This window comes from Streptomyces sp. NPDC024698, assembly GCF_055559015.1.
The window spans coordinates 1-18,085 of record NZ_JBVHLK010000031.1 but is presented as its reverse complement, the minus strand read 5'-3'; the positions used below and the strand labels follow the sequence as shown (position 1 = coordinate 18,085).

15 protein-coding genes are annotated in these 18,085 nt (G+C 71.8%); 8 read left to right on the top strand and 7 right to left on the bottom strand.

Going from position 1 to position 18,085, the window contains the following annotated elements:
• Nucleotides 1-44: 44 nt before the first annotated feature.
• The gene (locus tag ACZ4AA_RS35670) at nucleotides 45-1,265 is read right to left on the bottom strand and encodes an acetate kinase (RefSeq protein WP_467612046.1); all 1,221 of its coding nucleotides are present in this window, start codon (nucleotides 1,263-1,265) and stop codon (nucleotides 45-47) included.
• A 41-nt stretch (nucleotides 1,266-1,306) separates the two neighbouring features.
• Nucleotides 1,307-3,397, bottom strand: a complete 2,091-nt coding sequence (gene pta / locus ACZ4AA_RS35665; protein WP_467611956.1) for a phosphate acetyltransferase — start codon at nucleotides 3,395-3,397, stop codon at nucleotides 1,307-1,309.
• Between the two features lie 251 nt (nucleotides 3,398-3,648).
• Here pta and ACZ4AA_RS35660 point away from each other — a divergent pair, with 251 nt between their 5' ends.
• A complete protein-coding gene (locus ACZ4AA_RS35660; RefSeq protein ID WP_467611953.1) occupies nucleotides 3,649-4,674 on the top strand; it encodes an ATP-dependent 6-phosphofructokinase in 1,026 nt (341 codons plus the stop codon).
• Nucleotides 4,675-4,767: 93 nt separating this feature from the next.
• Here the strand turns inward: ACZ4AA_RS35660 and ACZ4AA_RS35655 are convergent, their stop codons facing one another.
• From ACZ4AA_RS35655 to ACZ4AA_RS35645, 3 genes are all read right to left on the bottom strand, one after another.
• The gene (locus ACZ4AA_RS35655) at nucleotides 4,768-5,481 is read right to left on the bottom strand and encodes a helix-turn-helix domain-containing protein (RefSeq protein WP_467611950.1); all 714 of its coding nucleotides are present in this window, start codon (nucleotides 5,479-5,481) and stop codon (nucleotides 4,768-4,770) included.
• Nucleotides 5,482-5,667: 186 nt separating this feature from the next.
• Nucleotides 5,668-6,345 (bottom strand): response regulator, encoded by a 678-nt coding sequence (locus tag ACZ4AA_RS35650; protein ID WP_467611947.1) that lies wholly within the window; start codon nucleotides 6,343-6,345, stop codon nucleotides 5,668-5,670.
• A complete protein-coding gene (locus ACZ4AA_RS35645; RefSeq protein ID WP_467611944.1) occupies nucleotides 6,342-8,021 on the bottom strand; it encodes a sensor histidine kinase in 1,680 nt (559 codons plus the stop codon). Before ACZ4AA_RS35645 ends, ACZ4AA_RS35650 begins: the two co-directional genes overlap by 4 nt.
• A gap of 184 nt (nucleotides 8,022-8,205) precedes the next feature.
• Between ACZ4AA_RS35645 and ACZ4AA_RS35640 the strand changes: the two genes are divergently transcribed.
• The gene (locus tag ACZ4AA_RS35640) at nucleotides 8,206-9,624 is read left to right on the top strand and encodes a cation:dicarboxylate symporter family transporter (protein ID WP_467612043.1); all 1,419 of its coding nucleotides are present in this window, start codon (nucleotides 8,206-8,208) and stop codon (nucleotides 9,622-9,624) included.
• 142 nt (nucleotides 9,625-9,766) lie between these two features.
• Here the strand turns inward: ACZ4AA_RS35640 and ACZ4AA_RS35635 are convergent, their stop codons facing one another.
• Nucleotides 9,767-10,384 carry a TetR/AcrR family transcriptional regulator gene (locus ACZ4AA_RS35635; RefSeq protein ID WP_467611941.1) on the bottom strand — a complete coding sequence of 206 codons (618 nt, stop codon included), beginning with the start codon at nucleotides 10,382-10,384 and terminating at the stop codon, nucleotides 9,767-9,769.
• A gap of 179 nt (nucleotides 10,385-10,563) precedes the next feature.
• Here ACZ4AA_RS35635 and ACZ4AA_RS35630 point away from each other — a divergent pair, with 179 nt between their 5' ends.
• Together ACZ4AA_RS35630 and ACZ4AA_RS35625 are read left to right on the top strand one after the other, a co-directional pair.
• The gene (locus ACZ4AA_RS35630; protein WP_467612040.1) at nucleotides 10,564-12,336 is read left to right on the top strand and encodes an MFS transporter; all 1,773 of its coding nucleotides are present in this window, start codon (nucleotides 10,564-10,566) and stop codon (nucleotides 12,334-12,336) included.
• Nucleotides 12,337-12,404: 68 nt separating this feature from the next.
• The gene (locus ACZ4AA_RS35625) at nucleotides 12,405-13,169 is read left to right on the top strand and encodes a DUF2127 domain-containing protein (protein ID WP_467611938.1); all 765 of its coding nucleotides are present in this window, start codon (nucleotides 12,405-12,407) and stop codon (nucleotides 13,167-13,169) included.
• Nucleotides 13,170-13,179: 10 nt separating this feature from the next.
• Here ACZ4AA_RS35625 and ACZ4AA_RS35620 read toward each other — a convergent pair whose 3' ends face one another.
• Entirely contained in the window at nucleotides 13,180-14,082 is a 903-nt protein-coding gene (locus ACZ4AA_RS35620) for an NAD-dependent epimerase/dehydratase family protein (RefSeq protein ID WP_467611935.1), read from the bottom strand.
• Nucleotides 14,083-14,152: 70 nt separating this feature from the next.
• Here ACZ4AA_RS35620 and ACZ4AA_RS35615 point away from each other — a divergent pair, with 70 nt between their 5' ends.
• From ACZ4AA_RS35615 to ACZ4AA_RS35600, 4 genes are all read left to right on the top strand, one after another.
• Nucleotides 14,153-14,674 (top strand): Lrp/AsnC family transcriptional regulator, encoded by a 522-nt coding sequence (locus ACZ4AA_RS35615; protein WP_467611932.1) that lies wholly within the window; start codon nucleotides 14,153-14,155, stop codon nucleotides 14,672-14,674.
• A 68-nt stretch (nucleotides 14,675-14,742) separates the two neighbouring features.
• The gene (locus ACZ4AA_RS35610; protein WP_467611929.1) at nucleotides 14,743-15,171 is read left to right on the top strand and encodes a MerR family transcriptional regulator; all 429 of its coding nucleotides are present in this window, start codon (nucleotides 14,743-14,745) and stop codon (nucleotides 15,169-15,171) included.
• The gene (locus ACZ4AA_RS35605; RefSeq protein WP_467611925.1) at nucleotides 15,168-15,500 is read left to right on the top strand and encodes a thioredoxin family protein; all 333 of its coding nucleotides are present in this window, start codon (nucleotides 15,168-15,170) and stop codon (nucleotides 15,498-15,500) included. Before ACZ4AA_RS35610 ends, ACZ4AA_RS35605 begins: the two co-directional genes overlap by 4 nt.
• Nucleotides 15,501-15,692: 192 nt before the next feature.
• Nucleotides 15,693-17,948, top strand: a complete 2,256-nt coding sequence (locus tag ACZ4AA_RS35600) for a HelD family protein (protein ID WP_467612037.1) — start codon at nucleotides 15,693-15,695, stop codon at nucleotides 17,946-17,948.
• Nucleotides 17,949-18,085 lie beyond the last annotated feature (137 nt).

Below are 18,085 nucleotides of genomic sequence, written 5' to 3'. Positions count from 1 at the left end.
TACAAATGGGCGGGCGGTCGCTCAGGCGTGGCTCTCCGCCCCGCTCAGGCATCGCCTTTTCCGACCAGTGCGTACGTCTGTGTGGCGATCTCCAGTTCCTCGTCCGTCGGCACGACCGCGACCGCGACACGTGCGTACGGCGGCGAGATGAGCCGGGGTTCCCCTCCGCGCACGGCGTTCAGTTCGCCGTCGACCGCGAGCCCCAGTTCTTCCAGGCCCCTGATCGCCGCCTCGCGCACCGGGGCGGAGTTCTCGCCCACCCCGGCGGTGAAGGCCACGGCGTCCACCCGGCCCAGGACCGCGTAGTAGGCGCCGATGTATTTCTTCAGCCGGTGGATGTAGATGTCGAAGGCGAGCCGGGCCCGCTCGTCCCCCTCGTCGACACGGCGGCGGATCTCCCGCATGTCGTTGTCGCCGCACAGACCGATCAGCCCGCTCCTCTTGTTGAGAAGAGTGTCGATCTCGTCCGTGGACATGTTGCCAACGCGCTCCAAATGGAAGATGACGGCCGGGTCCACGTCACCGGACCGCGTTCCCATCACCAGCCCCTCCAGAGGGGTCAGCCCCATCGAGGTGTCCACGCACCGCCCGCCCCTGACCGCGGACGCCGAGGCCCCGTTGCCCAGGTGCAGCACGATGACGTTGACCTCCTCGGGCGCCTTGCCGAGGAGGTCGGCCGTCGTCCGCGAGACGTAGGCGTGCGAGGTGCCGTGGAAGCCGTACCGGCGGATGCGGTGCTCGTCCGCCGTCGCCACGTCGATCGCGTAGCGCGCCGCCGCCTCCGGCATCGTCGTGTGGAACGCGGTGTCGAAGATCGCGACCTGGGGGAGGTCGGGGCGCAGCGCCATCGCGGTGCGGATGCCCGTGAGGTTCGCCGGGTTGTGCAGGGGGGCGACCGGGATCAGCCGCTCGATCTCCGCGAGGACCTCCGCGTCGATGACCGTCGGCTCGGTGAACGCCCGCCCGCCGTGCACCACCCGGTGGCCGATGGCGGCGAGTTCGGGGGAGTCCAGGCCGAGCCCGTCCACCGCCAGCTCCTCGGCCATCGCCTTCAGCGCGGCCTCGTGGTCGGCGAACGTGTCGGCCCGCTCGCGGGTCTCGCCCGTCGTGTGCGTGGTGTGCCGCAGCAGGGAGGTGCCCTCGCCGATCCGCTCCACCAGGCCGACGGCCAGCCGGGTGCCGTCGCGCATGTCGAGCAGCTGGTACTTCACCGACGACGAGCCGGAGTTGAGGACGAGGACCCGCACGGCCTGCGGGGAGGCGATCTCCTCGGGCACGGCGGCGGCCGAGGGGGGCGGACGGTCGCTCACTGAACGGCAGCCTTCCGGTCGGGGGTCTGGGACTGGATCGCCGTGATGGCGACCGTGTTGACGATGTCCTGGACGAGCGCGCCGCGGGACAGGTCGTTGACGGGCTTGCGCAGACCCTGGAGCACCGGGCCGACGGCGATCGCGCCGGCCGAACGCTGCACGGCCTTGTAGGTGTTGTTGCCGGTGTTGAGGTCGGGGAAGATCAGCACGGAGGCCTGCCCGGCGACCTCCGACTCCGGCAGCTTGGTCGCCGCGACCGACGGCTCGACGGCGGCGTCGTACTGGATCGGCCCCTCGATCCGCAGGTCGCCGCGGCGCGCGCGGACCAGCTCGGTCGCCTCGCGCACCTTGTCCACGTCGGCGCCCGAACCCGAGGTGCCGGTGGAGTACGACAGCATCGCGATCCGCGGCCGCACACCGAACTGCTCCGCGGTGGCCGCCGAGGAGATGGCGATGTCGCACAGCTGCTCGGCGTTCGGGTCGGGGTTCACCGCGCAGTCGCCGTAGACCAGGACCTTGTCGGCCAGGCACATGAAGAAGACGGACGAGACGATCCTCGACTCCGGCCGGGTCTTGATGATCTCGAAGGCGGGCCGGATCGTCGCCGCCGTCGAGTGCACGGCCCCCGACACCATCCCGTCGGCGAGGCCCTCCTCCACCATCAGCGTCCCGAAGTAGTTCACGTCCGCGACCACGTCGTAGGCCAGTTCCACCGTGACGCCCTTGTGGGCCCGCAGTTCGGCGTACTTCTCGGCGAAGGAGTCCCGCAGCGGCGACGTCTGAGGGTCGATCAGCTGGGTGGCGCCGACGTCGATGCCGAGGTCGGCGGCCTTCTTGCGGATCTGGTCGACCGGGCCGAGCAGGGTCAGATCGCAGACACCCCGGCGCAGCAGCACCTCGGCCGCGTGCAGGACACGCTCCTCGGTGCCCTCGGGCAGCACGACGCGGCGCCGGTCGGAGCGGGCCTGCTCCAGCAGCTGGTGCTCGAACATCATCGGGGTGAGCCGGTCGCTGCTGGGCGCGGAGACCCGCTTGAGCAGGTCGGCGGTGTCCACATGACGCTCGAACAGGCCGAGCGCGGTCTCCGCCTTGCGGGGCGTGGCCGCGTTCAGCTTGCCCTCAAGGGCGAACAGCGCCTCGGCGGTGGGGAAGGAGTTCCCGGCCACCGAGACGACCGGCGTGCCGGGCGCGAGGCGGGCCGCGAGCGTGAGGATCTCGCCCGTGGGCTTCTCGTCCAGGGTGAGCAGGATGCCGGCTATCGGCGGGGTGCCGGCGCTGTGCGCGGCGAGCGAGCCGATCACCAGGTCGGCCCGGTCCCCCGGGGTGACCACGAGACATCCCGGGGTCAGCGCCGTCAGGAAGTTCGGCAGCATCGCGCCGCCGAAGACGAAGTCCAGCGCGTCACGGGCGAGCCCGGCGTCGTCGCCGAGCAGCACCGTGCCGCCGAGCGCGTGGGTGATCTGCGCGACCGTGGGCGCGGAGAGCGCGGGCTCGTCCGGGAGGACGTAACAGGGCACCGGCAGACGGGAGTCGAGCCGCTGCGCGATCTCCGCCCTGTCCTCGGGGGCCACCCGGTTCACCACCATGGCCAGGACGTCGCACCCCAGGCCGTCGTACGCGCGGTAGGCGTTGCGGGTCTCGGCGCGCACCGACTCGGCGCTCTGGCCCCCGCCGCCGACGACCGGCAGCACGGACGCCGCGAACTCGTTCGCCAGGCGGGCGTTGAGGGCCAGTTCGTCCGGGAGCTGGGTGGCGGCGAAGTCGGTGCCGAGGACGAGGACGACGTCGTAGTCGCGGGCGACCAGGTGAAACCGGTCGACGAGCGTGGACACCAGCTCGTCGGTGCCCTGCTCGGCCTGGAGCGCGGACGCCTCGCGGTAGTCCATGCCGTACACCGTCGCGGGGTCCTGCGCGAGCCGGTAGCGGGCCCGCAGCAGCTCGAAGAGCCGGTCGGGACCGTCGTGCACGAGCGGACGGAACACCCCCACCCGGTCGACCTGGCGGGTCAGGAGCTCCATGACCCCCAGTTCGACGACCTGCCGGCCGTCGCCTCGGTCGATCCCGGTCACGTACACGCTGCGCGTCACGCGTGCTCTCCATCCGTTTCGTCGCCAGGCTGTTCTCTGGGCTCGGAAAAAGGGCCCACCGGCGTGAGCAGAACCCTCTTGACAATACCTCCGGCGCTGGCTAAGGCGCCCGCCAGGGCAAGTGTGCCGGTCGGCGGGGCGGGGGCGTGCGGTGGCGCGGCGGGCGGTGGACGGAATCGGCGGGGCACCCCGGGGCGTGAAACAATCGAAGCGGCTCACACGAACCGGCAGGGAGCAGGAGACACAGCACGATGCGCATCGGAGTTCTCACGGCAGGCGGCGACTGCCCTGGCCTGAACGCAGTGATCCGGTCGGTCGTGCACCGAGCGGTCACCAACTTCGGCGACGAGGTCATCGGCTTCGAGGACGGCTACGCCGGGCTCCTCGACGGCCACTACCGCACCCTCGACCTCAACGCCGTCAGCGGCATCCTCGCCCGTGGCGGCACCATTCTCGGCTCCTCCCGGCTCCAGCGCGACCGGCTCCGCGAGGCCTGCGACAACGCCCAGGACATGGCCCGCGAGTTCGGGATCGACGCGCTCATCCCGATCGGCGGCGAGGGCACGCTCACGGCGGCCCGGATGCTGTCGGACGCGGGCCTGCCGGTGGTCGGCGTACCGAAGACCATCGACAACGACATCTCCGCGACGGACCGCACCTTCGGCTTCGACACCGCCGTCGGTGTCGCCACGGAGGCCATGGACCGTCTGAAGACGACGGCAGAGTCCCACCAGCGTGTGATGGTCGTCGAGGTCATGGGCCGGCACGCGGGCTGGATCGCCCTGGAGTCCGGCATGGCCGCCGGCGCCCACGGCATCTGTCTGCCCGAGCGTCCCTTCGACCCGTCCGACCTGGTCGCGATGGTCGAGGAGCGCTTCGCGCGCGGCAAGCGGTTCGCCGTCATCTGTGTCGCCGAGGGTGCCCACCCCGCCGAGGGCACCATGGACTACGGCCACGGCGAGATCGACCAGTTCGGCCACGAGCGCTTCCAGGGCATCGGCACGGCCCTCGCCTACGAGCTGGAGCGCCGCCTCGGCAAGGAGGCCAAGCCGGTCATCCTCGGCCACGTCCAGCGCGGCGGCTCGCCGACCGCGTACGACCGCGTCCTCGCCACCCGCTTCGGCTGGCACGCCGTCGAGGCCGCGCACCGGGGCGACTTCGGCAGGATGACCGCGCTGCGCGGCACGGACATCGAGATGGTGCCGCTCGCCGACGCGACCACCGAACTGAAGACCGTCCCGAAGGACCGCATGGACGAGGCGGAGTCGGTCTTCTAGCCCCGGCCTCCGCCACACGGAAGCACGGACGGTCCGACGACGGCCCCGGCGCGACGCGCGCCCGGGGCCGTCGTCGTGCCCGGGTCCCGGGCCTCAGTACGTGCTGCCGCGCACGGCTGTCCAGAAATGATCGACGACCCGGTCGAGGAAGTCCCGGCCGGACTCGCCGGATCCGCCGGCGGCCGCGACCCCGCCCCAGTTCAGCGTCGCGGCCATCTGCCCCTGGTAGCCGCTGTGCAGCTCCTCCAGCACGATCTCCAGGAGGCCGCGCTCCAGCGGCACCATTTTCGCGACCGGGCGCACATAGGCCTGCCACCGCGTCGTCACCGCGCTGCGCAACAGGTCGCCGAGCCGGCCGTCCCGGCCCGTCACGGTGACGAAGTCGGGCAGCGAGAGCTCGAGCACCTCGGCCAGGGCGGCCGACTGCCGTTCGTTGCCGCGCCAGGTGCCGGACTCCTCCATCCGCTCGTAGGCGAGGAGTCCGATCCCGACGGCGTGGGCCACGTCCTCCGCCGCCAGCTCGCGGGCGAGGCGATGTTCGCGCAACGTCCTCGGCGCGCCTATGAGTTCCCCTGCTGAACACCACAACACGCCTGCCAGCGCGGTGAGTTCGGGACTGCTCGGCGCCGCGACGCCACGCTCCCAGGCGATGACCAGATCGGGGGTCGCGTACGGCAGCCCGTACGAGGCTCTCAGGCCGTACGCGACGTGCTCGGGCCCCATTCCGAGTGCTGCCCGCAGTCTTCGGGCGGCGGGGGCGTTGAAGGGCGGGGTGGGCTGTTGGTCTTGCGGTCGGTGCACGCGCACAAGCTATGGGCCGGAAACAGCGATGACTACGGACTGTTCGGCCACAATCACAGATTGTAGGAACATACGGTTTCGGTCGCGGTCCTGAATTCGCCCTGTCGTACGACGGAACGGCCGGACGTACGGCGGTCCGGCCCGCCGGCATCCCCCGGGCGGGTCCGTCCCGGCAGCCCCTGCACCGGCAGGTCAGCTCCGCACCCAGCGGTACTGGAGCTCCGGCCGCCCGACCGTCCCGTACTGCGGGGCCCGTGCCGCGCGGCCCGCCTCCACCAGGTGTTCCAGATAGCGCCGGGCCGTGATCCGGGAGATGCCGACGGCCTCGGCCGCCCCGGCCGCCGTCAGCCCGCCGGGGTGGTCCCTGAGGGTGACGGTCACCCGTTCCAGGGTCGGCGCGCTCAGGCCCTTGGGCAGCGCCGCCGGGCCGGGGGCGCGCAGGGCGGCCAGCGCGCGGTCCACCTCCGCCTGTCCGCTCGCCTCGCCGGCCGCCGCACGGAACTCCGCGTACCGGATCAGCCGGTCGCGCAGCGTGGCGAAGGTGAACGGCTTGAGCACGTACTGCACCACCCCGAGCGACACCCCCTCCCGCACGACCGCCAGGTCCCGCGCGGAGGTCACCGCGATCACGTCGGCGTGATGGCCGGCGGCCCGCAGCGAGCGCGCGAGCCGGAGGCCGTGCGTGTCCGGCAGATGCAGGTCGAGGAGCAGCAGGTCCACGGGCGTGCGGTCCAGCGCGCGGCGCGCCTGCGCACCGGTGTGGACCTTGCCCACGGCCGTGAACCCGGGCACCCGGCCCACGTACAGGACGTGCGCGTCGGCGGCCACGGGATCGTCCTCGACGACGAGCACGCGGATCGGATCGGTCATGCGCCGCCTCCGGGAGGAACGGACTCGGACGACCGGACGGACCGCGCCCGGGGGACGGGGCCGGAGCCCGGGGCCGCGAGGGGGGCCGGGAGAGGGAGGCGTACGTCGAACTCGGCCCCGCCGGCGGCTCCTTCGCGTACCTCCAGTGTGCCCCCGTGCCGGATCACCGTCTGCCGGGCCAGCGCCAGGCCTAGACCGCGTCCGCCGGGGCCCGCCGGTTTCGTGGACCAGCCGTGCCGGAAGACCCGCTCGGCGTGGGCGGGATCGATCCCGGGACCGGTGTCGGCGACCCGCAGCACCAGGGCCGACTCCCCGGTGAAGGCCGTCACCGTGACGCGCGCGCCCACCGTGCCCTGCGCCGCGTCCATCGCGTTGTCGATCAGATTGCCGAGCACGGTGACCAGGTCGCGCGGGGTGAGCGAGGCCGGGAGCAGCCCGTCGTCGATGCCGCTGTCCTCGGAGACCACGAGCTCCACCCCACGCTCGTTCGCCTGCGCGGCCTTGCCCAGCAGCAGTGCCGCCAGGACCGGTTCGCTGACCGCGGAGACCACCTCGTCGGTGAGGGCCTGCGCCAGCTCCAGTTCGGCGGTGGCGAAGCCGACCGCCTCCTCGGCGCGGCCCAGTTCGATGAGGGAGACCATCGTGTGCAGCCGGTTGGCCGCCTCGTGCGCCTGCGAGCGCAGCGCCTGGGAGAAGCCGCGCTCCGAGTCCAGTTCGCCGGTCAGCGCCTGGAGTTCGGTCACGTCGCGCAGGGTGACCACCGTGCCGCGCCGTTCGCCGCCGGACACCGGGGAGGTGTTCACGACGAGGACGCGCGCGTCCGTCAGATGGACCTCGTCCACGCGGGGCTCCGCCGACAGCAGTGCGCCCGTCAGCGGCGCGGGCAGCCCGAGTTCGGCCACCGAACGCCCGACCGCCTCGCCCGTGACCCCGAGCAGTTCGCGCCCGCCGTCGTTCATCAGCGCCACCCGGAACTGCCCGTCCAGCATCAGCAGCCCCTCGCGTACGGCATGCAGCGCGGCCTGGTGGTAGGCGTGCATCCGGCTCAGCTCGGCCGCGTTCATGCCGTGGGTGGAGCGCCGCAGCCGGGCGTTGATGACGTACGTGCCGACGGCGCCCAGGAGCAGCGCGCCCGCCGCGGCCCCGATCAGGGCCGTCACCTGGTCCTGGACGCGTTCGGAGATGGCCTCGACCCGGATGCCCGCGCTGACCAGGCCGATGGTCCGCCCGTCCTCCTGGATCGGGGTCACCGCGCGCACCGAGGCGCCGAGGCTGCCCGTGTACGTCTCCGTGAAGGACCTGCCCGCAAGCGCCGGGCCGATGTGCCCGAGGAAGTGTCCGCCTATCAGCTTCTCGTCGGGATGGGTCCAGCGGATGCCCCGGGTGTTCATGATCGTCACGAAGTCGACGCCGGTGTCCCGCTGGACGCGCAGGGAGTACGGCTGGAGCGCCCGGGTGGGCTCAGGCGTGCCGATGGCCGCGTGGACGGACGGGGCGTCCGCGACCGAGCGCGCGACCGCCATCGCCTGGCGGCCCGCCGCCTCCTCGGCCTGGCCGCGGTCGCCGACGTAGGTGAACAGCGCGTACCCGGCGACGAGGACCGCGATGAGCACGGCCTGCATGCCGAAGAGCTGGCCGGCCAGGCTGCGGGGTCGCGGGACACGGGGGAGGCGCATCCGTTCAGTGTGCCTCGCCCCGGCGCGGGCGCCCCGGGGGCGTGTGAACTCAATGAACGCAAGGGTGACCGCCCTCACACGCCGGGAGATAGTCCCCTCATCCCCCCGGGAGCGATGCCTCCCGGATCCCCCGGACGTGAGCCGCACGCCGGGATTCCGCCGGTCGTGAGCCGCACGCCGGATGATGCCGACGACGTCGTCAAGGAGGGCAGCCGTGGCCAGCACGCCGCAGACCGCACCTGCCGCACCCGCCGCCAGACGGGACCGCACGCACTATCTGTACATCGCCGTGATCGGGGCGGTGATCCTCGGGATCGCGGTCGGCCTGATCGCCCCCGACTTCGCCGTCGAGCTCAAGCCCATCGGTACGGGCTTCGTGAACCTGATCAAGATGATGATCTCCCCGATCATCTTCTGCACGATCGTGCTGGGCATCGGCTCGGTCCGCAAGGCCGCCAAGGTGGGCGCCGTCGGCGGTATCGCCCTCGGCTACTTCCTGGTGATGTCGCTGGTCGCGCTCGCCATCGGCCTGGTCGTCGGCAACATCCTGGAGCCCGGCAGCAGCCTGGCGATGACCGACGCGGTCAAGCAGGCCGGCCAGGGCCAGGTGTCGGCGGAGGCGCTGCCGCCGGTCGACTTCGTGCTGTCGATCATCCCGACGACGATGATCTCGGCGTTCACCGAGGGCCAGGTGCTCCAGACCCTGCTCGTGGCGCTCCTGACCGGGTTCGCCCTCCAGGCGCTGGGACCGGCGGGGCAGCCGGTGCTGCGCGGGGTGGAGCACATCCAGCGGCTCGTCTTCCGGATCCTCGCCATGGTCATGTGGGCGGCCCCGCTCGGGGCGTTCGGCGCCATCGCCGCCGTCACGGGCTCCGCGGGCCTGGACGCGCTCAAGAGCCTCGCCGTGCTGATGCTCGGTTTCTACGTCACCTGCTTCCTCTTCGTCTTCGTCGTGCTCGGCACGCTGCTGCGCGTGGTGACGGGCCTGAACATCCTGGCGTTCCTGAGGTATCTGGGCCGGGAGTTCCTGCTGATCCTGTCCACCTCGTCCTCCGAGTCCGCCCTGCCGCGGCTCATCGCGAAGATGGAGCACCTGGGCGTCGGCAAGTCGGTGGTCGGCATCACCGTCCCGACCGGCTACTCCTTCAACCTCGACGGCACGATGATCTACATGACCATGGCCTCGCTCTACATCGCCGACGCGATGGGCACGCCGATGGCCCTCGGGGAGCAGATCCCGCTGCTGCTCTTCCTGCTGGTCGCTTCCAAGGGCGCGGCGGGCGTGAGCGGCGCCGGCCTGGCCACGCTGGCAGGCGGGCTCCAGTCGCACAAGCCCGCCCTGGTGGACGGCGTCGGCCTCATCGTCGGCATCGACCGTTTCATGAGCGAGGCCCGCGCGCTGACGAACTTCGCCGGCAACGCCGTGGCGACGGTCCTGATCGGGACGTGGACGAAGGAGATCGACAAGGAGCGGGTGTCCCGCGTCCTCGCCGGGGAGATCCCCTTCGACGAGAGGACCCTGCTGGACGAGGCCGACGCCTCCACCGGCGTCCGCGCGGACGTACCCGAGCAGGGCGGGGAGAAGGAACCGGCCACGGCGTAGGAAGCTCCTGGAGCCCGTCCGGCCCTCCCCGCCCGACGGGCCCAGGGACGCCCGGACGGCCGGGCATCCCCCCACGGGCCCGGCCGTCCGGTGCACGGCTGAGGACGGCCCGGTCCCCGGAGGCTCCTGACTCCTCCGGGGCTCAGCCGCTCAGCTTCGCCACCAGTTCGGTGGCGCGTGAGGCGGGCACGCCCGCCGCGGTCAGCATCGTGACCGTGGCGGAGCTGCCCGCCTCCTCCGCCGCCAGGAGCCCGTCGTTCACCGCCTCCATGAGGGCGAACAAGGTCTGCTCGTGCACGTACGCCAGCGCGTACGGAGGCAGCGGTGAGGCGAACACGCCCTGTTCCAGGCCGCGTCGGAGGATCTCCGCGCAGGCCTCGCGCACCGGCGTCAGACGTTCCCTGATGCCCTGCATGGTCACGCTGCGCTGGGCGAGGGCGACCAGCAGCCGGTAGCGGTCGGCGATCTCCCAGACGGCCAGGGTCGAGCGGGCCAGCGACTCGGCCGGGTCCACGACCCCCTCGCGGCCCGCCGCGTGCGCCGCCGCGACGGCCTCCACGGCCTCGTCGGTCAGGGTGCCGACCAGCGCCTCGCGGCTGGGGAAATGCCCGTAGACCGTGCGTCGTACGACCCCCGCCGCCCGCGCGATCTGGTCCATGGACGCATCGGGGTCACGCAGCAGTTCGGCGAGCGCGACATCCAGGATGCGGCGGCGGTTCACATCGGCGCGGCTCGGGTTACCCGTGGTCATGGCTGTCATTCTGCCCGCCCGCCGCCGGGCGGCCGCCTGTCCGGTGAGCACAGGGTCTCGACCTCCTTCATTTGCACAGCGCTGTGCAATCTCGTATCTTGCACACTGTTGTGCAGTTGCACTCCGCTGTGCAAGTCCTGGCGCGGACGATCTCCGTGCCCGTCGACGAAGGAAGGGTGACCGTAGCCATGCGTCTCGTCATGAACGAACCGGTCGAGAGGATGGACCGGCCCTACGCCAGACGGTGGTGGGCGCTGCTGGTCCTCTGCCTGAGCCTGCTGATCATCGTGATGGCGAACACCGCCCTCACGGTCGCCGCTCCCGACATGACCCGGGACCTCGGCCTGTCCAGCGCCGACCTGCAATGGGTCATCGACGGCTACACCGTCCCGTACGCGGCCCTGATGCTGCTGCTCGGCGCGATCGGCGACAAGTACAGCCGCCGCGGCGCGCTCGTCCTCGGACTCGTCGTGTTCGGCGGCGGCGCCGTCGCCGGCTCGCTCGTCGGCAGTTCCACCGGGGTCATCGCGGCCCGCGCCGTCATGGGCGTCGGCGCCGCGCTGATCATGCCGGCCACCCTCTCCCTGCTCGCCGCGACCTTCCCGCGCGCCGAACGGGCCAAGGCGATCGTCCTGTGGACCGCCACCGCCGGACTCGCCATCGCCGCAGGTCCGCTCGTCGCGGGAGCCCTGCTCGAACACCACGGCTGGTCGTCCACGTTCCTGATCAACGTGCCGATCGCCGCACTCGCCATCGTCGGCGCGCTGGTCCTGGTGCCGCCGTCCCGGGCCGCGCACCACCACCGCATCGACTACGTCGGCGGGCTGCTCTCGGTCGTCTGGATCGGCTCGCTCGTCTACATGATCATCGAAGGGCCGCACTTCGGGTGGGGCGTGAAGGCCGTGACCGCCGCGGTCGTCGCCGGGACCGGACTGGTCCTCTTCGTCCTGTGGGAGCTGCGCCACCCGCGCCCGGTCATCGACGTACGGCGCTTCGCCCACCGTCGCTTCGCCGGCTCGAACCTCGCCGTCGCCCTCTTCTTCCTGGCCGTCTTCGGCGCCTTCTACTACCTCACCCAGCACCTCCAGTTCGTCCTCGGCTACGACGCGCTGGACACCGGCGTGCGGATGCTGCCGCTCGCCGGTGCCGTCTTCGTGGGCTCGGCGCTCACCGGCTACCTCACCCCGCGCATCGGCATGCGCTTCACCGTCACCGCGGGCATGGTCGGCGGCACGGTGGCGCTGGCGCTGCTCACCCGGGTGGACGCCTCCTCGGCGTACGGCGACCTCGTCGTGCCCCTCGTGATGCTGGGCCTCGCCATCGGTCTGGCGCTGTCACCCTGCACGGACGCGATCATGGGCGCGTTCCCCGAGGCCGAACTGGGCGTCGGCGGCGCGGTCAACGACACCTCGCTCGAACTCGGCGGCTCGCTCGGCATCGCCATCCTCGGCTCGGTGCTGGCCGGTTCGTACTCCTCGCACCTCGCCGACGCGACCGCCGGCAGCAAGCTCCCGGCGGGGGCCCTGGCCACGGCGCAGGACTCGGTGGGCGCCGGGTACGCCGTCGCCCAGGGCATCGGTGACAAGGCCCGGGCGCTCGGCGAGCAGGCCGCGCGGTCGGCGAACGCCGAACAGGCGGCCCAGTTGAAGGCGCAGGCCGGTCAACTCGCCGGCGGAGCCCGGCAGATGGCGGACGCGGTCGGTTCGTCCTTCGCGGACGCGGTGGCCCACACCAGCCTCGTCGGAGCGGTGATCCTGGGCGTGGGCACGGTGCTGGTGGCGGTGCTGCTGCCGGGCAGGGCGCGTACGGAGGCCGAAGCCCGAGCCGATGCCGATGCCGAAGCGGGTGACGGGACCGAGGCGGGGACCGCGGCCGGTGCCGAGCAGCCGGCCGGGAGCGAAGGCGCCGACGAGGGCGGGACCGAGGCAGGAACCGTGACCCCCCGGGCCGCCGTCTCGTAGAACATGCACTACCGTGCCGTGCCGGACCGTCCGGCACGGCACGGCACGTTCTGCGGAGGACACCGAGCATGAAGATCGACTGGGACCGGCGTACGTGTGCGCGCAAGGGGCACGTCACCTACGCGCCGGACGACCCGCGCCTGCGGGTGCGGCTGCGCGCCGAGACCGCGCTCGGCGAGATCTGGCGCTGTCTGCGCTGCGGCGACTTCGCGCTCGGCGCCCCGCACGGCTCGGGCCCGGCGGCCGAGGCGCCGCTCGTGCCGCGCGGCAAGGTGCTCCGGGATCTGTTCATCCTGCGCTTCCTGGCGATCGAGCGGGCCGTGCGCGGGGTGTTCATCGTGGCGGTCGCGGCCGCCGTGTGGAAGTTCAGCAACAGCCAGGACGCGGTGCGCCGGCTCTTCGACGAGTACCTCGACGTGCTCAGGCCGGTCTTCCGGCACTTCCACTACGACCTCGACCACTCGCCCGTCGTCGGCACCATCCAGAAGACCTTCGGCTACAAGCACTCCACGCTGCTGCTGGTCGCGGGACTGCTGCTGGCGTACGCGCTGATCGAGCTCGTCGAGGCGGTCGGGCTCTGGTACGCCAAGCGCTGGGCGGAGTACCTCACGGTCGTCGCCACCGCCGCGTTCCTCCCGCTGGAGATCTACGAACTCACCGAGCACATCAGCTGGCTGAAGATCACGACGCTGGTCCTGAACATCCTCGCCGTCCTCTACATCCTTCTCGCCAAGCGGCTGTTCGGCCTGCGCGGCGGACACAGGGCGTTCGAGGCGGAACGGCGGAGCGCGTCCCTGCTGGAGGTGGAGGAGTCGGCCGGGGTCATGGTCTGACCCGGCCGGTTCAGCGGTCCGCGCCGAGCGTCTCGGCCACGGCGCGCGGCAGCCAGGCCCGTGCCTCGCCGAAGGGGAAACCGAGCCGGGCGGCCCGGGAGTTGTCCATGCCGTAGGAACGGCGGAACGAGAACGGGGACACCTCGCCCGCCTCGACGCTCTCCAGGACCGTCCGGCCCTCCGGGAGCCGCGCGCCGATCGCCTCGCACAACTCCCTCGTGCTCAGCACCCCGTGGGAGGCCGCGTTGACCGGGCCCGTGAACTCCTCGCCCACCGCCCAGAACAGGAAGTCGGCGATCTCCTCGACGTGGATGAAGGTCGCCGGACGGTTCACGGCGGGCACGGCGATCGGCTTCCCGGCACGGATCCGGTCGGCGTAGTGCTCCAGCCGCCCGGTGAAGTCGTCGTCCCCGCCCAGCACATGGGCGACGCGCACGGCCACGTACGGGAATTCCGGGGCGGCCGCGAACACCGCCTCCGCCTGCCGCTTGCCCTCGCCGTAGTGGGCGTCGAGGAACTCCGGTTCGTCCCAGGGCAGTCCGGTGTCGACGGTGACCGCGCGGGCATCCACGGCGTCCTCGCCGACCGGTTCCGCCGTGTCCTCGTGCTCGTACACCTCCACGGTCGACGTCATCACGTACCGGCGGGTGCGTCCGGCGAAGACCCGGCGGGCGATCCGAGCCTGCCGCGGGGTGTAGCAGACCTGGTCGACGACCACGTCGAACACCCGTGGACCCAGCGCCTCCTCCAGGGACTTCTCGTCGTCGCGGTCGGCGATCAGATGGACCGTCCCGGCGGGCGGCGCGGACGAACCGCGGTTGACCACCGTGACCCGGTCGCCGGCCGCCGTCAGCCGGGCGATGAGACGCTTTCCGAAATACCGGTTTCCGCCGATGACGCAGATCTCCCGCATGCCGCTCTCCCTGTTTTCGCCCTGTGGTCATAATTCTCCGGTCGCACCGGCCGGTTCCGAAGGGGGAGACATGGGAGATCCGGCGTTCGCACCGAAAGAAACACGGCATCCGCGCGCCGTCTCCGGCGAAACGACGGCGGGCTTCGACGCGCTCGACCGGCAGATCCTGGAACTGCTCCAGAGCGAGGGCCGCATCAAGCTCAGCGAGCTGGGCCGCCGCGTCCGGCTGAGCCCGGCCGCCGTCGCGGAGCGGGTGCGCCGGCTGGAGGCCACGGGCGCGATCACCGGATACGGCGCCCAGGTGTCCGCGTCCCGCCTCGGCTACGGCATCCAGGCCTTCATCCGCGTCGACCCGCACGGCGGCTATACGCTCAGGCACCCGCGGACCCTGGAACTGCTGGCCCGCCCCGAGGTCACCGAGGCCCACCACGTCGTCGGCGAGGACTGCTGGATCCTCAAGGTCGCCGTCGAGGACACGATCCATCTGGAGGACGTCCTGGAACAGACCTCCGCGCTGGGGCGGACGACGACCTCGATCGTGCTGTCGTCCCCGGTGGACCGCAAGCCGCTGCTGCCCCGCACCACGCGCTGACCCGCCCCCGTGCCCCACCCGCGCGCACGCTTGCCTTGACGTCGGCGTCAAGGACTACCGTCGGGGTCATGCGAATCGGCGAGCTGGCCGCATTGGCCGGGACGACCACGCGGACCCTGCGCTACTACGAGTCGCGGGGCCTGCTCCCCGCGCGGCGGGGCGAGAACGGGTACCGCACGTACGACGAGCACGACCTGCGGCTGCTCCGGCAGATCAGGACCCTTCAGGACTTCGGGTTCGACCTGGAGGAGACGCGGCCCTTCGTGGAGTGTCTGCGGGCCGGCCACCCCGAGGGCGACTCCTGCCCGGCGTCCCTGGACGTCTACCGGCGCAAGCTCGGCGAGCTCGACGCGCTGATCGACGAGCTGCGCTCGGTGCGCGCGCAGGTCGGCGACCAGCTGGAGCGGGCGGAGCGGGCGCGGGACGCGCTGGCGGCCGACGCGGAGGTCCCGGGTGGTCCGGAACCCGTATGCGAACTGGGAGGGCGGACGCGATGATCAGGGCGACAGGCGTGACCGAGGTGACGGACGCGGACTTCGGGGCGGAGGTGATCGGCTCGGAACTGCCCGTGCTGGTGGAGTTCACGGCCGACTGGTGCCCGCCGTGCCGGCAGATGGGTCCCGTGCTCGGCGAGCTGGCCTTCGAGGAGGGCGACCGCTTCAAGGTGGTCCAGCTGGACGTCGACACCAATCCGGAGACGACACTGGCTTACGGAGTGCTCTCGATGCCGACGTTCATGGTCTTCCGCGACGGCGAACCCGTGAAGTCGATGGTGGGCGCCCGAGCCAAGCGACGACTGCTCCAGGAAGTGGACGACGTGCTCTGACCCCACCCGGCGGACACGCCGGAACACAAAAAATCCCCTGGGCAATTGCGTCCGGGGGATTTCTCTGCGTATATTTATTGATTCATGACTTCGAGAGAATGAGGTCATGAAGAAGTTCAGTAGGCGCAGTATATCTGGGTGGGAGCAGAATTGTCAAGCAAGGGATCACATACAGAATTCCCCGACGATGAACTGCGAAGCGAGCAGGAATTCATCGACGGGCTGTACGCGCGTGTGGACGCCCTGCGCGGTGCCACCGAGGAGTCCGTCGAGGACGCGCTCGCCCAGGGCAACACGCCCATGCAGGCCCGACTCGAACGGGATGTCCTGGTCGCCGAACGCTCGGGACTGCTGGCCGCGCTGAACGCCGTGGACGGTTCGCTCTGCTTCGGCCGCATCGACCTGTCACCGGTGGAAGGCGGCCCGTCCGCCGGCGCCAGCCACCACATCGGCCGCATCGGCGTCCGCGCCGAGGACATCGAGCGCACCCCGATCCTCATCGACTGGCGGGCCCCGGTCGCCCGGCCCTTCTACCTGGCCACCGGCCACACCCCGATGGGCCTGCGCCGCCGCCGGCACATCGCCACCGCGGGCCGGCACGTCACCGAACTGCACGACGAGATCCTCGACCTCGGCGACCGTGAGCGCACCGGTCACGAGGACCCGTCCGGCGACGCCGTGCTCCTCGCCGCGCTCACCTCGGCCCGCACCGGCCGGATGAGCGACATCGTGCAGACCATCCAGGCCGAGCAGGACCGGATCATCCGCGCCCCGCACCGGGGCGTCATGGTCGTCGAGGGCGGCCCCGGCACCGGCAAGACGGCTGTCGCCCTGCACCGCGCCGCGTACCTGCTCTACGAACACCGCGAACTGCTCGCCAAGCGGGCCGTCCTGATCGTCGGCCCCAACCCCGCCTTCCTCGGCTACATCGGTGAGGTGCTGCCCGCGCTCGGTGAGACCGGGGTGCTGCTCTCGACCGTCGGCGAACTCTTCCCCGGCGTGCACGCGACCGCCTCCGACACACCCGAGGCCGTCGCCGTGAAGGGCCGCGCCGCAATGGCCGACGTCCTCGCCGGGGTCGTACGGGACCGCCAGGCCCTGCCCGACCCGGTGATCGCGATCGAGCACGACCGTGACGTCCTGATGCTCGACGCAGGGCTCGTCCGGGTCGCCCGCGAACGCGCCCGCGCGGCCGGTCTGCCCCACAACGCGGCCCGCGAGCACTTCGAGGGCCACATCCTCAACACGCTCACCGACATGCTCGCCGAACGCATCGGCACGGACCCCTTCGACGGCTCCAACCTCCTCGACCCGAGCGACATCACCCAGATCCGCGACGAACTCGCCGAGAATCCCGAAGTCTGGTCGGCCGTCGATCAGTTGTGGCCGCGACTGACCCCGCGGCGCCTGGTCGCCGACTTCCTGGCCGACCCGTACGGCCATGTCCCGGACGCGGACGCGGCGGCGATCCACCGCCCGACGACCGGTCCCGCCGACTGGACCGCGGCGGACGTCCCGCTGCTGGACGAGGCGGCCGAACTCCTCGGCGAGGACGACCGGCTCGCACGGGCGCAGGCCGACCAGGAACGCCGTACCCAGATCGCCTACGCGCAGGGCGTGCTGGACGTCTCCTACGCCTCGCGGACCTACGAGTTCGAGGACAAGGACGAGGAGGACTCCGAGGTCCTGTCCGCGCACCACGTCATCGACGCCGAGCGGATGGCGCAGCGGCACGAGGAGGACGACCACCGCAGCGCCGCCGAGCGCGCCGCCGCCGACCGGACGTGGGCCTTCGGCCACATCATCGTCGACGAGGCGCAGGAGCTGTCGCCGATGGCGTGGCGCCTGCTGATGCGCCGCAGCCCCACCCGGTCGATGACGCTCGTCGGCGATCCCGCGCAGACCGCGGAGGCGGCGGGGGTCGGATCGTGGGAGGAGATCCTCTCCCCGTACGTGCACGACCGCTGGGAGCACACCCGGCTCGGCGTCAACTACCGCACCCCGTCCGAGATCATGGACGTCGCCGCCGGTGTGGTGCGGGCCGAGCGCCCCGGATTCGAGCCGCCGCGCTCCGTGCGGTCCACCGGGGTACGGCCCTGGGCGCGGGAGGCCGGGGACGATCTGCCCGGCGCGGTCGCCAAGGCCGTCGCCGAACTGACCCCGGCCGAGGGGAGACTCGCGGTGATCGCGCCGCGGTCCCTGCACCCCGCGCTCGCCGCCCGGCTGGACGGGGTGAGCGCGGGAACGGAGCCCGACCTCACCCGCGCGGTGGTGCTCCTCGACCCCCGGCAGGCCAAGGGCCTGGAGTTCGACTCCGTCCTGGTGGTCGAGCCGGCCGCGTACGGGACGAGCGACCTGTACGTGGCACTGACCCGGGCCACCCAGGCGCTGGGCGTGCTGCACACCGGTGAACTGCCGGCCTCGCTGCGGGGCACCGGCCTGGAGTGACGGCGCCGCCCGGTCCCCGGCGGACATGCCGCCGGGGACCGGACACGCCCTAGGTGTATTGATCACGAGCGTTGTTGACACTGGCGGGTCTTGAACATGGCGAAGACCTCCGATGTGGTGGAGCTGTCTAGGACTGC

Coding starts and splice junctions, on each gene's coding strand:
- ACZ4AA_RS35660 (WP_467611953.1), top strand. CDS start 3,649: ATGCGCATCGGAGTTCTCACGGCAGGCGGCGACTGCCCTGGCCTGAAC.
- ACZ4AA_RS35650 (WP_467611947.1), bottom strand. CDS start 6,345: ATGACCGATCCGATCCGCGTGCTCGTCGTCGAGGACGATCCCGTGGCC.
- ACZ4AA_RS35645 (WP_467611944.1), bottom strand. CDS start 8,021: ATGCGCCTCCCCCGTGTCCCGCGACCCCGCAGCCTGGCCGGCCAGCTC.
- ACZ4AA_RS35640 (WP_467612043.1), top strand. CDS start 8,206: ATGCCGACGACGTCGTCAAGGAGGGCAGCCGTGGCCAGCACGCCGCAG.
- ACZ4AA_RS35635 (WP_467611941.1), bottom strand. CDS start 10,384: ATGACAGCCATGACCACGGGTAACCCGAGCCGCGCCGATGTGAACCGC.
- ACZ4AA_RS35630 (WP_467612040.1), top strand. CDS start 10,564: ATGCGTCTCGTCATGAACGAACCGGTCGAGAGGATGGACCGGCCCTAC.
- ACZ4AA_RS35625 (WP_467611938.1), top strand. CDS start 12,405: ATGAAGATCGACTGGGACCGGCGTACGTGTGCGCGCAAGGGGCACGTC.
- ACZ4AA_RS35620 (WP_467611935.1), bottom strand. CDS start 14,082: ATGCGGGAGATCTGCGTCATCGGCGGAAACCGGTATTTCGGAAAGCGT.
- ACZ4AA_RS35615 (WP_467611932.1), top strand. CDS start 14,153: ATGGGAGATCCGGCGTTCGCACCGAAAGAAACACGGCATCCGCGCGCC.
- ACZ4AA_RS35610 (WP_467611929.1), top strand. CDS start 14,743: ATGCGAATCGGCGAGCTGGCCGCATTGGCCGGGACGACCACGCGGACC.
- ACZ4AA_RS35605 (WP_467611925.1), top strand. CDS start 15,168: ATGATCAGGGCGACAGGCGTGACCGAGGTGACGGACGCGGACTTCGGG.